Annotated in this window: 13 protein-coding genes; 10 read left to right on the top strand and 3 right to left on the bottom strand. The window is 66.1% G+C overall.

Going from position 1 to position 12,710, the window contains the following annotated elements:
• The first annotated feature begins 21 nt into the window (after positions 1–21).
• From rph to hemW, 3 genes are read left to right on the top strand one after another with little or no spacing between them, the layout of a single operon-like run.
• Positions 22–735 carry a ribonuclease PH gene (rph, locus tag AC0L2F_RS15095; protein ID WP_007598482.1) on the top strand — a complete coding sequence of 238 codons (714 nt, stop codon included), beginning with the start codon at positions 22–24 and terminating at the stop codon, positions 733–735.
• An 11-nt stretch (positions 736–746) separates the two neighbouring features.
• Positions 747–1,382: an RdgB/HAM1 family non-canonical purine NTP pyrophosphatase gene (gene rdgB, locus AC0L2F_RS15090; protein WP_007604029.1), complete on the top strand. Its 636-nt coding sequence runs from the start codon at positions 747–749 to the stop codon at positions 1,380–1,382.
• Complete coding sequence (hemW, locus tag AC0L2F_RS15085; protein ID WP_473248885.1) at positions 1,369–2,523, top strand: radical SAM family heme chaperone HemW; 1,155 nt, start codon at positions 1,369–1,371, stop codon at positions 2,521–2,523. The genes rdgB and hemW overlap by 14 nt, the downstream gene beginning before the upstream one ends.
• A gap of 145 nt (positions 2,524–2,668) precedes the next feature.
• On the opposite strand, the gene AC0L2F_RS15080 is transcribed toward hemW, so the two are convergent.
• Entirely contained in the window at positions 2,669–3,922 is a 1,254-nt protein-coding gene (locus AC0L2F_RS15080) for a penicillin-binding protein activator (protein WP_473248884.1), read from the bottom strand.
• A gap of 346 nt (positions 3,923–4,268) precedes the next feature.
• On the opposite strand from AC0L2F_RS15080, the gene rsmI reads away from it, so the two are divergent.
• The 7 genes from rsmI to AC0L2F_RS15045 all read left to right on the top strand — a co-directional run bounded on the left by rsmI (position 4,269) and on the right by AC0L2F_RS15045 (position 11,346).
• The gene (gene rsmI / locus AC0L2F_RS15075; RefSeq protein WP_473248883.1) at positions 4,269–5,219 is read left to right on the top strand and encodes a 16S rRNA (cytidine(1402)-2'-O)-methyltransferase; all 951 of its coding nucleotides are present in this window, start codon (positions 4,269–4,271) and stop codon (positions 5,217–5,219) included.
• Entirely contained in the window at positions 5,206–5,607 is a 402-nt protein-coding gene (locus AC0L2F_RS15070) for a YraN family protein (RefSeq protein ID WP_473248882.1), read from the top strand. Before rsmI ends, AC0L2F_RS15070 begins: the two co-directional genes overlap by 14 nt.
• 10 nt (positions 5,608–5,617) lie before the next feature.
• Complete coding sequence (gshB, locus tag AC0L2F_RS15065; protein WP_211395035.1) at positions 5,618–6,562, top strand: glutathione synthase; 945 nt, start codon at positions 5,618–5,620, stop codon at positions 6,560–6,562.
• Positions 6,563–6,927: 365 nt separating this feature from the next.
• The gene (cpaB, locus tag AC0L2F_RS15060) at positions 6,928–7,731 is read left to right on the top strand and encodes a Flp pilus assembly protein CpaB (protein ID WP_473248881.1); all 804 of its coding nucleotides are present in this window, start codon (positions 6,928–6,930) and stop codon (positions 7,729–7,731) included.
• 10 nt (positions 7,732–7,741) lie between these two features.
• On the top strand, positions 7,742–9,259 hold the full coding sequence (locus tag AC0L2F_RS15055; RefSeq protein ID WP_473248936.1) for a type II and III secretion system protein family protein: 1,518 nt from the start codon (positions 7,742–7,744) through the stop codon (positions 9,257–9,259).
• Between the two features lie 66 nt (positions 9,260–9,325).
• Complete coding sequence (locus AC0L2F_RS15050) at positions 9,326–10,060, top strand: CpaD family pilus assembly protein (RefSeq protein ID WP_473248880.1); 735 nt, start codon at positions 9,326–9,328, stop codon at positions 10,058–10,060.
• Positions 10,057–11,346 carry a CpaE/TadZ family protein gene (locus tag AC0L2F_RS15045; protein ID WP_473248879.1) on the top strand — a complete coding sequence of 430 codons (1,290 nt, stop codon included), beginning with the start codon at positions 10,057–10,059 and terminating at the stop codon, positions 11,344–11,346. Before AC0L2F_RS15050 ends, AC0L2F_RS15045 begins: the two co-directional genes overlap by 4 nt.
• 30 nt (positions 11,347–11,376) lie before the next feature.
• Here AC0L2F_RS15045 and AC0L2F_RS15040 read toward each other — a convergent pair whose 3' ends face one another.
• Both AC0L2F_RS15040 and AC0L2F_RS15035 read right to left on the bottom strand, forming a co-directional pair.
• On the bottom strand, positions 11,377–12,162 hold the full coding sequence (locus AC0L2F_RS15040; protein ID WP_473248878.1) for a tetratricopeptide repeat protein: 786 nt from the start codon (positions 12,160–12,162) through the stop codon (positions 11,377–11,379).
• Between the two features lie 80 nt (positions 12,163–12,242).
• Positions 12,243–12,488: a PilZ domain-containing protein gene (locus tag AC0L2F_RS15035; RefSeq protein WP_007598461.1), complete on the bottom strand. Its 246-nt coding sequence runs from the start codon at positions 12,486–12,488 to the stop codon at positions 12,243–12,245.
• Positions 12,489–12,710 lie beyond the last annotated feature (222 nt).

Genomic DNA, 12,710 nt, shown 5'->3' with positions numbered 1-12,710 from the left:
GAGAGTTTTGGAGGATTTCCCATGCGGCCAAGCCGCCGTGCGCCCGACGAACTGCGCCCCGTGACGCTGGAGCGCGGCGTGGTCAAATATGCGGAAGGTTCGTGCCTGGTGAAATTCGGCGACACTCACGTGCTGGTCACCGCCACGCTGGAAGACCGCCTGCCGCCATGGCTGAAGGGCCAGGGCCGCGGCTGGGTCACCGCCGAATACGGCATGCTGCCGCGCGCGACCTCGGAACGCACCCGCCGCGAGGCCTCCGCCGGAAAGCAGAGCGGCCGCACCGTCGAAATTCAGCGCCTGATCGGCCGCTCGCTGCGCACCATCATCAATCTCGAAGCGCTTGGCGAACGCCAGATCACGGTCGACTGCGACGTGCTCCAGGCCGACGGCGGCACCCGCACGGCCTCGATCACCGGTGCCTGGGTCGCGCTCGCCGATTGCGTCAGCTGGATGAAGGCGCGCAACATGGTGAAGGCCAATGTGTTGCGCGACAACGTCGCCGCGATCTCCTGCGGCATCTACAAGGGCACGCCCGTGCTCGACCTCGACTATGCCGAGGACTCCGAAGCCGATACCGACGCCAATTTCGTCATGACGGGCGATGGCCGCATCATCGAAGTCCAGGGCACCGCGGAACGCGAGCCGTTCACGGAAGCCGAGTTCCTGGCGTTGATGGCGCTGGCACGCAAGGGCGTCGCGCGTCTCGTGGACTTGCAGAAACTGGCGGTAGCGTAGTCAATAGCCCGATGCATCGCCGAATCACCGGAAAGCTGGTCATCGCGACCCATAATCCCGGCAAGCTCGCCGAGATGAAGGAGCTGCTCGCGCCTTACGGCATCGATGCGGTCTCGGCCGGCGAGCTAGGTCTTGCCGAACCGGAAGAGACCGGAAACGATTTCCGCAGCAACGCCGCGATCAAGGCGATCGCGGCAGCGCAGGCGACGAAGCTGCCGTCCTTCGCCGATGATTCCGGCATCGTGGTCGACGCGCTCGACGGCGCGCCCGGCATCTATTCGGCGCGCTGGGCCGGTCCGAACAAGGATTTTGCCGCGGCGATGGCGCAGATCGAGCGCCTGTTGCAGGAGCGCGGCGCGACCACGCCCGCCAAACGCAAGGCGCATTTCGTTTCCGCGCTCTGCGTTGCATGGCCCGACGATCATTGCGAAGAGGTCGAGGCGCGCGTCGACGGCACGCTGGTGTGGCCACCGCGCGGCACCGCCGGCTTCGGCTACGACCCGATGTTTTTGCCCGACGGCCATAGCCGCACCTTCGGCGAGATGGAGAGCATCGAGAAGCACGGCCTGCCGCCGCTCGGTCTCGGCCTGTCGCACCGCGCCCGCGCCTTCGTGAAACTGGCGGAGATCTGCCTTGAGCCGCGCTAAGGAAGCCTTCGGCGTCTACGTGCACTGGCCGTTCTGCCTGTCGAAGTGCCCCTATTGCGACTTCAACAGCCATGTCCGCCACGCCGCGATCGACGAGCCGCGCTTTGCGTCGGCTTTCGCGCGTGAGATCGCTGCGACCGCCGAGCGCGCGCCCGGCCGCGAAGTCACCTCGATCTTTCTCGGCGGCGGCACGCCCTCGCTCATGCAGCCTGCAACCGTCGGCGCCGTGCTCGACGCCATCGGCAAGCACTGGACCGTGGCCAAAGACGTCGAAGTCACGCTGGAGGCAAACCCGACCAGCGTCGAAGCCACGCGCTTTGCCGGTTATCGCACCGCCGGCGTCAACCGCGTCTCGCTCGGCGTGCAGGCGCTCGACGATGCCTCGCTGAAAGCGCTGGGCCGCATGCACAGCGCGCGCGAGGCCCTCGATGCCGTCGCCATCGCGCGCCGCTCGTTCGATCGTTATTCGTTCGACCTGATCTACGCCCGTCCCGACCAGACGCCGGCGATGTGGGCCGATGAATTGCGTCTCGCGATCGGCGAGGCGGCCGAGCATCTGTCGCTCTATCAATTGACGATCGAAGAAGGCACGCCGTTCTTCGGCCTGTATCAGGCCGGCAAGCTGAAGACGCCGGATGAAGCCGTCGCACGCGCGCTCTACGACATCACGCAGGAGACCTGCGACAGGCTCGGCCTGCCCGCCTACGAGATTTCAAATCACGCGCGGCGGGGCGCCGAGTGCCGGCACAATCTGGTCTACTGGCGCGGCGAGGAATATGCCGGCATCGGCCCCGGTGCCCATGGCCGGCTCGACATCGACGGTATCAGGCATGCGACCGCCACCGAGAAGCGTCCCGAAGCCTGGCTGATGCGGGTCGAGACCAATGACCACGGCATCGTCACCGACGATCTCCTCAACAGCGAGGAGCGCGCCGACGAATTTTTGCTGATGGGGTTGCGCCTTGCCGAGGGCATCGACCCCGAGCGCTACCGCGCGCTGTCAGGCCGCTCGCTCGATCCCAAGCGCATCACGCTGCTGCGCGAAGAAGGCGCGATCACGGTGGACGCAACGGGTCGGCTGCGCGTGACGAGCAGCGGTTTTCCGGTGCTGGACGCAGTGGTCGCGGATCTGGCGGCGTAAGGTCTCTCTATCGTCGTCCTGGCGAAAGCCAGGACCCATTGCCCCAAAGAGCAGTTAGCGTAAAGCTGCCAACCACGAGTCTCCGCAAAACCACTTCCTGTGGTTATGGGTCCTGGCTTTCGCCAGGACGACGTCGAGGAAATAGCTACGCCCCAAAACTCTTCGGCGAGCCCGCCACGGCTACACCGCCACCGGTCGTCACCTTCATCACCGCGAGGCCGCGCTCGTTGGTGCCGTCGGCGCGGAAGCGGAACAGGCCGTCGATGCCGGCGAAGCCGGAGGGGTTGGTGAGAACGTCGGAGGAGAAGCGCGTGGTGCCCTGCGTGCGCGCGAGCGCGGCGACCAGGGCGACCGCGTCATAGGCGAGCGTTGCGGTGCGCACCGGCTCGGCGCCGTATTTGGTGCGATAGCGGCCGGAGAAGGCGCGGAAGCCGGCCGGGTCCGGCGCGGCGTAGAGGCCGCCTTGCAAGCTGGAGCTCGCATAGACGCGCGGACTGTCCCACAGGCCGGTGCCGAGCAGCTGGATATTGCGCAGATTCGCACCGGCCGCGCTCAACGCGTCGGCCACCGAGACGACGGCGTCGCCATCATCGGCGATGAACAGCGCATCGGCGCTGCCGAGCTGCTGCGCCACGGTCCGCGCCGGCGTAGCGCGATCGGCGCCGTATTTCTCGAACGCGACAATGCGCCCGCCACGGCGCGGCACCGCCGCCTTCACGGCGGCCTCGACCACATTGCCGTAGGCATTGTCGGGCACCAGCACGGCGACGGAGCGCTTTCCGATGCCGGCGGAATATTCGACGATGCGGTTGACGTCCGACTCCGGCAGGAAGCTCAGCAGATAGACACCGCGCCCGGCGATGCTGGAATCGGTCGAGAACGCCATCACCGGGATGCCGCGCGTGCGCGCGATCTGCGCCACCGCAGGCACCGATTGCGCGAACAGCGGCCCCAGGATGATCTCGGCGCCCTCGTCGACCGCCTGCTGCGCACTCGCCTGCGCGCCCTGCGGGCTGCCATTGTCGTCCTTGATCAGGAGCTGGATGTTGGGATTCTGGAACTCGGCCAGCGCCATCTCGGCGGCGTTGCGCATCGACTGCGCGGCGAGGCCGGCATTGCCGGATGCCGAGAGCGGCAGGATCAGGGCAACCTTCACCCCGCCGGTGCCGGCGGTTGTCGCCTGTTGCGGCGGGCCGGCCGGCTGGGCCGGAGGCGGAGAGGAACTGCTGAACGGACTGGAGAACTGGCTCAGGCTCTGCTGCACGCCGGCGCAGGCCGACAGCAGCGGCGCGCCGAGCAAGAGGCCGAGCGCGCTTCGCCGGGTCGCCCCTGACATCAGGGGCCCCTGAACGGGAGACTCCTCCGAAAAGGAAGATCTGGGATCACGCGGGCCGAGCATGGCAGTTTCTCTTCTGACCGACCGTCGCCAGCCGCTCACGACATTCTTTCCACGACACCGGCCATGGATTCAGGCATATTGTCGGCAAATAGTTAACTCAAACAAAAGGATAATGCCCGCTTAACGCGGCTTCCTCTCAAGTTCTGGCTAGCTGTCCGCCGTCCGTCACCCCCGCATCAAGGCGGCGTTTCCGCCGCGAATAAGGCGCTGACGCTTCATTCCCTCGGGAATGTGATGCCGAATGGATCACATTCCAGTCTTCCCTTGCCTCGCCTCTCGCCCAGGCACGATCTTTTTCCGGGGACCGGTTCCCAGCCCCGGGGATCATGCCTAAGTTCGTCTGATTATGCGCGCAAAGCCGTCCCCGATAAATACACCTGAGACGACGGAGCCCGCCTCGCGCGGTTTCTCCATCGATGCCCATCGGCTTGTCGCGCCGAAGGCCGCGCCGGGCCTGCACCTGGTCGCGACCCCCATCGGCAATCTCGGCGACATCACGCTGCGAGCGCTGCAGACCCTCGCGGGGGTCGATGTCATCGCCTGCGAGGACACCCGCATCACGCGGCGTCTGACCGAGCGCTACGACATCTCCGCGCAGCTCAAGCAATATCACGAACACAACGCGGAAGCGGCCCGCCCAAAGATCCTGGAGGCGCTTTCGCAGGGCGGCTCGATCGCGCTGGTGTCGGACGCCGGTACGCCGCTGATCTCCGATCCCGGCTACAAGCTGGTGCGCGAGGTCTGCGCCGCCGGCCACGCGGCCTACGCGCTGCCCGGCCCGTCCTCGGTGCTGGCGGCGCTGTCAGTCGCAGCGCTGCCGACCGACCGCTTCTTCTTCGAAGGCTTTCTGCCGGCGAAATCGGCGGCGCGGCGGTCGCGCCTGGCCGAGCTTGCGCGCATCGATGCGACGCTGGTGATGTTCGATTCCGGCAACCGCGTGCAGGACACGCTGGCCGAGCTCGCCGAGATCATGGGGACCCGCGAAGCCGCGATCTGCCGCGAGCTGACGAAACTGCACGAGCAGATTTCGCGCGCGACGTTGCGTGAGCTGGCGCGCGGTGCCGACACGCTGGAGACGCGCGGCGAATTCGTGCTGGTGATCGCTCCGCCTGCGCCGGATGCCGAGATGCTGACATCGAAAGCACTCGACGACGTCCTGCGCGAGCAGCTCGCCGCGAATAGCGTCAAGGATGCGGTGGCGCATGCGGTCGCGCTCTCGGGCCGGCCGCGCCGCGAGGTCTATGCCCGCGCGCTCGAACTTGCCAAGGAATTGCGGGGCGGCGATGGCGAAGAATGAGGCCCCGGCGGAACCGAAAATCGCCTCGCTCGAGCGCGTCGCCGCGTTTCGCACCGGCATCTCCGCGGAAAGCCGCGCCGCAGCCTATCTCATGGCCAAGGGGTATCGCATCCTCGCCAAACGCTTCCGCACGCCGCATGGCGAGATCGACATCGTGGCGCGCCGCCGCAATTTGATCGCCTTCGTCGAGGTCAAGGCGCGCGCGACGCTGGACGACGCCGCCTTCGCCGTGACGCCGCGCCAGCAGCAGCGCATCATCGACGCCGCGCAAGGCTGGCTCGTCGCGCATCCCGAGCATGCGGAATTTGAAATGCGATTCGATGCCATGCTGATTGCGCCGCGGTCACTTCCACGCCATGTGTTGGCGGCATTCGACGCCTCGACCTGAAAGGCAGACCATGAAACTGAACGTCGCCGTCCAGATGGACCCCATCGCCCGCATCAACATCAAGGGTGATTCCACCTTTGCGCTGCTCCTGGAGGCGCAGAAGCGCGGCCACGGCCTGTCCTATTACACGCCCGACAAGCTCTCGATGGTCGGCGAGGAAATCGTCGCTCCCGTTCAGCTGCTCACCGTGCGCGACGAGCCCGGCAATCATTTCACCCTGGGCGAGCCCAGGCGCGAAGCGCTCAACGGCTTCGACGTGGTGCTGCTCCGCCAGGACCCGCCGTTCGACCTCGCCTATATCACCTCGACGCACCTGCTCGAACGCATCCATCCAAAGACACTCGTCGTCAACGATCCCGCCTCCGTGCGCAACGCGCCGGAAAAGCTGTTCGTGATGAACTTCCCGCAGCTGATGCCGCCGACGCTGATCTCGCGCGACCTCGACGAGATCAACGCGTTTCGCGACAAGCATGGCGCCGTCGTGATGAAGCCCTTGCACGGCCATGGCGGCGCGGCGGTGTTCCGCGTGATGCCGCAGGACATGAATTTCGGCTCGCTGTTCGACATGTTCTCGGTGACGTTCAAGGAAGCCTGGGTGATCCAGCAGTTCATTCCCGAGGTGAAGCACGGCGACAAGCGCATCATCCTGATCAACGGCGAGTTCGCCGGCGCGGTGAATCGCGTGCCGGCCGCCGACGACCTCCGCTCCAACATGGTGCGCGGCGGCGCAGCGCAGGAGACCGAGCTCACGCCGCGCGAGCGCGAGATCTGCGCCACCGTCGGCCCGGCGTTGCGCGAGCGCGGGCTGTTGTTCGTCGGCATCGACGTCATCAACGGCAACCTCACCGAGATCAACGTGACCTCGCCGACCGGCATCCGCGCCATCGCGCGGCTCGGCGGACCGGACGTGGCCGCAAAGCTCTGGGACGTGATCGAGCAGAAGCGGGCGAAGTAGCCGCCGGCTTGTAGCCCGGATGGAGCGCAGCGAAATCCGGGATGCCACACCATCTTCAGCGGCCCCGGATTGCGCTTCGCTCCATCCGGGCTACCCAATGCATGCACGGCATCACCGCACCCATCACTAACGACCCATTCACCATGACACGGCGCGCATCGTTCGAACGCACGGGCCGCGACTGCGTGAAACTACGGGGCCAGTGGCCGACCGGCTAACGCGACGTTCACCATCTGCCGAAAGACCACAGCGTGGCCAGCGCTCACATTCGGCCTCGCAACACCCCTTATACTTTTACTGCCTACTCATCGACATGGGGGACCCGCCAGGTGCGGTTCGAGTGCCCCGCGTAAGAGTAGAAGCGTATGAACACCGCACGCATTGTCGTTCTCGTCATCGCGCTGGGCGCCGGCGGCGTCGCCGCCTATCTGGCGAGCGGCTATGACAACAAGCCCGCGCCCGTTCTCCCCGTCGCCGAAAAGCTGCCGACGGTCGAGGTCCTGGTTGCCAAGAACGACATCCAGCTCGGTCAGGCCGTGAAGCCCGATGACCTGCAATGGCAGGTCTGGCCTGCGGCGACCGCGAGCAGCGCGTTCATCCGCCGCGACAACAGGCCCGAGGCGCTGATCCAGATCGCAGGCTCGATCGCACGCGTGCCGTTGATGCAGGGCGAGCCGATCCGCGAGCAGAAGCTGGTCAAGGCCGACGGCTCCGGCTTCATGGCCGCGATCCTGCCGTCGGGCATGCGCGCCGTCTCCACCGAGATTTCAGCCGAGACTGCCGCCGGCGGCTTCATCCTGCCGAATGACCGCGTCGATATCATGCTGACCCGCCGCCTGAAGAATCCTGACGGGGCCGGCGGTAACGACCTCATCCTGTCCGAAGCGATCCTGACCAATATCCGCGTGCTCGCGATCGACCAGGCGCCGAAGGAAAAGGACGGCCAGAACGCCGTCGTCGGCAGGACCGTCACGCTCGAACTCAAGCCCGACCAGGTCGCCGCGCTATCGGCAGCGCGCCAGGGCGGCACGCTGACACTCGCGCTGCGCAGCATCGTCGATGCCAACTCGGTCGACAGCACGCCCGAGGACCAGACGAGCAAGCGGTCCGGCGGGGTCAACGTGATCCGCTACGGCGTACAGGCGCGGCAACTGACGTCACAGAAGTGATGGGGATATGATGAACTACGGGGATGATCGGACCGGCATGCGCATTCGGGGGAAGCGCGCGCGCTCGTTCTGGACGGGGACGATGCTGATCCTGGGGCTCCTCGCAGTCCCCGATGTCGTCAGCGCCGCAGATGCGCCTGTGGGCGACCAGGCGCCGATGCAGGCAGCCGATCTCGATGTGTCGCCGGTCGGGACGATCGCGCCGGCGAAGACGCGCTTCCTGTCGCTCGGCGTCGGCAAGTCCGCCGTGATCGACCTGCCGCGCGACGTCAAGGACGTGCTGGTTGCCGATCCCAAGATCGCCAATGCCGTGATCCGCTCGGCCCAACGCGCCTATATCATCGGCGGACAGGTCGGCCAGACCAACGTCGTGTTCTTCGCGGCCGACGGCCAGCAGGTGGCCGCCTACGACATCGCGGTGAAGCGCGATCTCAACGGCATGCGCACGGCGCTGCGTCAAGCGCTGCCGGGCGTGCAGATCGAAGGCGTCGGCGACAGCGTGATGCTGACCGGCTCGGTGTCGAGCCCGGTCGAGGCCCAGCAGGCCGGCGACGTCGCCGCGAAACTGGTCGGCGGCTCCGAGAAGGTGGTCAACAACATCGTCGTGCGCGGCCGCGACCAGGTGATGCTCAAGGTCGTGGTCGGCGAAGTGCGCCGCGATATCGTCAAGCAACTGGGCGTCGATCTCAGCGCCAGCCTGAACGCCGGCACCGCGGTGGTGAACTTCAACAATTCCAACCCGTTCTCGGTCAGCGGCGGACCGATCGTCAGCAACAACGGATTAGGTGTCGCCGGTCTGACCAAGGGCTTCGCGACCGTCAGCGCCACGATGCGCGCGATGGAAAGCGCCGGTGTCATGCGCACGCTCGCCGAGCCGAGCCTGACCGCGATCTCCGGCGAATCCGCCACCTTCATCGCCGGCGGCGAATTCCCCATTCCCTCGGGCTATGCCTGCGATCCCGTCACCCACGTTTGCACCACCCAGATCACCTACAAGAAGTTCGGCATCTCCCTGAACTTCACCCCGGTCGTGCTGAGCGAGGGCCGCATCAGCCTGCGCGTGATGACCGAGGTGTCCGAGCTGTCGAACCAGAGCGCCATCACGGTGACCCAGGCGCTGTCGTCGAACTCGACGAACTCGATCACCATCCCCTCGATCCAGACCCGCCGCGCCGAAACGACGCTGGAAATTCCCTCGGGCGGCTCGATGGCCATGGCCGGCCTGATCCAGCAGCAGACCAAACAGGCGATCAACGGCCTGCCCGGCGTCGACCAGGTGCCGATCATCGGCGCGCTGTTCCGCAGCCAGGACTTCGTCAACAACGAGACCGAGCTGATGGTGATCGTGACGCCCTATGTGGTGCGCGCGGTGGCTCAGAAGGAACTGTCCCGGCCCGACGACGGCTTCGCGCCGGCCTCTGACGCCCAGACGGCGCTGCTCGGCCGCATGAACCGCCTCTATGGCATCGCACGCCGCGTCGATCCGATCGCGGGCACGCCCGGTGATTTCGGCTTCATCATCGACTGACGACGAACAGGCGGCTTGGGGAATGGGGCAAGAGACGGGCAAGAGACGGGGCACGAGGATGAAGCGATGACGAAGACCATGACCGATCGACGTCGCACGTTGAGCGTCGCGCTGGCACTGACGGGGCTCTCCGTCATGCTGGGCGCCTGCAACACCACCGGCGAGATCGTCACCCAGACGGTGCCGACCGATTATCGCCAGCGTCACCCGATCGCGGTCGAGGAAGCCAAGAAGTCGATCGTGATCTTCGTCGGCAAGGCTCGCGGCGGCCTCTCGGCCGCGCAGCACGCGGACGTCGCCGGCATTGCCCGGGACTGGGTGCGCGAAGGCACCGGCTCGGTCGTCGTCGACGTCCCCGTCAACGCCGCGAATTCGCGCGCGGCGGCAGCGACCTATCACGAGATCCGTTCCGTGCTCGCATCCGTCGGCGTGCCCTCGCGTGCCATCGTCCAGCATCCCTATAGGCCCGAGGATCCCGGACTGCTGCCCACCATTCGCCTGAGCTATTCCCGGATCGCCGCGGTCGCCGGCCCCTGCGGGCTGTGGCCGGAAGATATCGGCCCCTCCATCCTCGACCCCGGCTACAACGAGAACCGGCCCTACTTCAACCTGGGCTGCGCAAGCCAGCGCAACCTCGCGGCCATGATCGACAATCCGGCCGACCTGGAGCAGCCGCGGTCCGAGACGCCGGTCTATAACGCACGGCGTGACATGGCATTCGAGCGCTATCGCAAGGGCACGCCGATCGCGACCAGCAATCCAGACGCCGACAAGGCGAAACTCAGCGACACAGGCAGATGACACGCGTCCACGACGAAGAAGCGGACGATCCGCAGCACCCCGAGGAACACATTGCGCCGGTTCCTCGCATCTCCGTGCAGGCCTTTTGCGAGACCGAGCAGACGCTCGCCGCGGTGACCGCGGCCGGGCAGGATCGCCGTCTCGCCAAGGCGCATCTCACCGCCAAGGACGGTGGCTTAGCTGCGGCAATCGAAGTCTATGAAACGATGCCGACGCCGAACGTCATCGTGATCGAATCCGACGGCACCCGCGACATCCTCGAGGGTCTCGACGACCTCGCCGGCGTCTGCGATCCCGGCACCCGTGTGGTCGTGATCGGCAATCCCAACGACACCGCGCCCTATCGCGAGCTGGTCCGCCGCGGCGTCAACGATTATGTGGTGGGACCGGTCGAAACGCTCGACGTCGTCCGCTCGATCTGCAGCCTGTTCTCGGCGTCCGAAGCCATCATCACCGGCCGCGTCATCGCGGTGGTCGGCGCCAAGGGCGGTGTCGGCGCCTCCACCGTCGCGCACAACGTGGCCTGGACCATCGCCCGCGACCTCGCGCTCGATTCCGTCGTGATCGATCTCGACCTCGCCTTCGGCACCGCGGGTCTGGACTACAACCAGGACCCGGTGCAGGGCATCGCCAACGCGGTGCTGTCGCAGGATCGGCCGGACACGGCCCTGATGGAGCGTCTGCTCTCCAAATGCACCGAGCGTCTCAGCCTGCTTGCTGCGCCTGCCACCCTTGACCGCGTCTACGATTTCGGCGCGGAGGCCTTCGATGCGGTGTTCGACACCCTGCGCATGACCACGCCCTGCATCGTGCTCGACGTTCCCCATCAATGGTCGGGCTGGACGCGGCGCGCGCTGGTCAACGCGGACGACATCGTGATCGTGGCCGAGCCTGATCTTGCGAACCTGCGCAACACCAAGAACATGCTGAACGTGTTGAAGGCGGCGCGGCCGAACGACCGTCCACCGCTCTACTGCATCAACCAGGTCGGCATGCCCAAGCGGGCGGAGATCGAGGTCAAGGCATTCGCCAAGACCATGGAGAGCCAGCCGATCGCGGTGATCCCGTTCGATTCGAAGCTGTTCTCGACCGCGGCCAACAACGGCCAGATGATCGCGGAGGTCTCCAAGAGCCACCGCACCACCGAGCTGTTCCAGAACATGGCGAATCGCCTCGCCGGGCGTGGCGAGGTGAAGAAGCCGAAGCACTCGCTGCTCGGGCCGCTGCTGAAGAGGCTGAAGGGCCGATCGGGGCGCGGCTCAGCCCCACATCGCAAGGTATCCTGACCAAGGCGTCCTGACCGCGCGGGCGGCGGGTTACTTCTCCGCCCGCTGCTGCTTCTTCACCAGCAATTGCCGCAGCGCCGTGACCTTTGCCGCCGCCTGATCCGGCGGCAGATCCGCCTTCACGATGGTTTCGGCCTCGGCCTGCTTTCCTTCCAGTCCCAGCACGAGCGCGAGATTGGCGCGTACGCGAAAATCGGCGGGATTGCGCTCGTGCGCCCGGCGCATCGTTTCCTCTGCTCGCGGCAGATTGTTCTGCAGCATGTAGGACAGTCCGAGATTGGACAGCACCGACGGCTCGTCCGGCACGATCTTCAGCGCGGCGGCGTAGTATTGCTGCGCTTCCTCGTTGCGGCCGAGCTGATCGAGCGCGGCGCCCTGCGCCGACAGGATATGCCAGTCGGGATCCTCGGGCGAATGCGCGCGACCGAGGACGTCGAACGCCTGCTGGAAACTGCCGCTGTCGGCGAGCGCGCGGCCATAGCCGGCGAGCAGCGCCTTGTTGTTGGAATGGGCGAGCACGGCCTGCTCCAGCACCGCGAGCGCCTGCGCGCGCTGGCCGGTCTGGCGCAACGCCTTGCCGTATTCGAGCGCGATGTTGGGATCGCCAGGCTTGGCGCGATAGCGCTCGCGCAGCGCGTCCATGTCCGGCTTCACGTCCGGCTTGGCGTCGGCCCTGCCAGCCGTGTCCGACTTTCCGCCGAGCGCGCCGGTGATGTCCTCGATGCCGGTGGTCTGACAGCCGCCGAGGGCCAGGATCAGAAGCGCGGAAAACAGATATCTCGCCGGAAGAGAGGCGACGGACAAACGCTTGGACATACTCTGATCACTCGGCGACTGATCAGAGATGCTTACCGATTAACGCTAAAGTCCGGTTAAGGCGGGGCGCTTCCGAAAGCTTAGTCGGTGAATTCGGCGCCGAACTCGCAGCCGATGCGCCAGCGCAGCCGGCACTGGCGGGAATAGTCGGGCGCGAAGATGATGGTGAATTGCGGCGGCACTTCCAGAAATTCCGCCACGACTTTCACGCCGCCATCCGAAATATCCGTGATCGTGCAGTCCCGCGGCAGCGAACCCGCGCCAAAATGAATCTTGGCGAGCCGCGTGCACATCCGTCGTTCGCTTCTCCGGCGATTTGCAAGCATTTGAATTGTTCACCCGTTAGACCACGGCCCATCCCGCAGCCCTAGGAGTAGCGGACATTCGTTGGGATGTGCTGAGCGGAGCAGCTTGCATTCGAAGCGTAGTGTCTTCGTCGTGTTTACGATCGGTTAGGGCCAGGCTAGCCCCCTCGACACGTTCCCGTATTGTTCTTGCCAGAACTGGCCCGCTCTGCTACCCCTAATTGTGCAAGAGGGCAGGCTGGT

The organism is Bradyrhizobium sp. Ken64, from assembly GCF_055807555.1.
This window is presented reverse-complemented; position numbering and strand designations above follow the sequence as displayed.

Excerpts from the sequence above, each read along its gene's own strand:
- cpaB (WP_473248881.1), top strand. The coding sequence starts at position 6,928 with ATGAACACCGCACGCATTGTCGTTCTCGTCATCGCGCTGGGCGCCGGC.
- AC0L2F_RS15080 (WP_473248884.1), bottom strand. The coding sequence starts at position 3,922 with ATGCTCGGCCCGCGTGATCCCAGATCTTCCTTTTCGGAGGAGTCTCCC.
- AC0L2F_RS15070 (WP_473248882.1), top strand. The coding sequence starts at position 5,206 with ATGGCGAAGAATGAGGCCCCGGCGGAACCGAAAATCGCCTCGCTCGAG.
- AC0L2F_RS15035 (WP_007598461.1), bottom strand. The coding sequence starts at position 12,488 with ATGCTTGCAAATCGCCGGAGAAGCGAACGACGGATGTGCACGCGGCTC.
- rdgB (WP_007604029.1), top strand. The coding sequence starts at position 747 with ATGCATCGCCGAATCACCGGAAAGCTGGTCATCGCGACCCATAATCCC.
- AC0L2F_RS15045 (WP_473248879.1), top strand. The coding sequence starts at position 10,057 with ATGACACGCGTCCACGACGAAGAAGCGGACGATCCGCAGCACCCCGAG.
- AC0L2F_RS15040 (WP_473248878.1), bottom strand. The coding sequence starts at position 12,162 with ATGTCCAAGCGTTTGTCCGTCGCCTCTCTTCCGGCGAGATATCTGTTT.
- rph (WP_007598482.1), top strand. The coding sequence starts at position 22 with ATGCGGCCAAGCCGCCGTGCGCCCGACGAACTGCGCCCCGTGACGCTG.
- AC0L2F_RS15055 (WP_473248936.1), top strand. The coding sequence starts at position 7,742 with ATGAACTACGGGGATGATCGGACCGGCATGCGCATTCGGGGGAAGCGC.
- rsmI (WP_473248883.1), top strand. The coding sequence starts at position 4,269 with ATGCGCGCAAAGCCGTCCCCGATAAATACACCTGAGACGACGGAGCCC.
- AC0L2F_RS15050 (WP_473248880.1), top strand. The coding sequence starts at position 9,326 with ATGACGAAGACCATGACCGATCGACGTCGCACGTTGAGCGTCGCGCTG.
- gshB (WP_211395035.1), top strand. The coding sequence starts at position 5,618 with ATGAAACTGAACGTCGCCGTCCAGATGGACCCCATCGCCCGCATCAAC.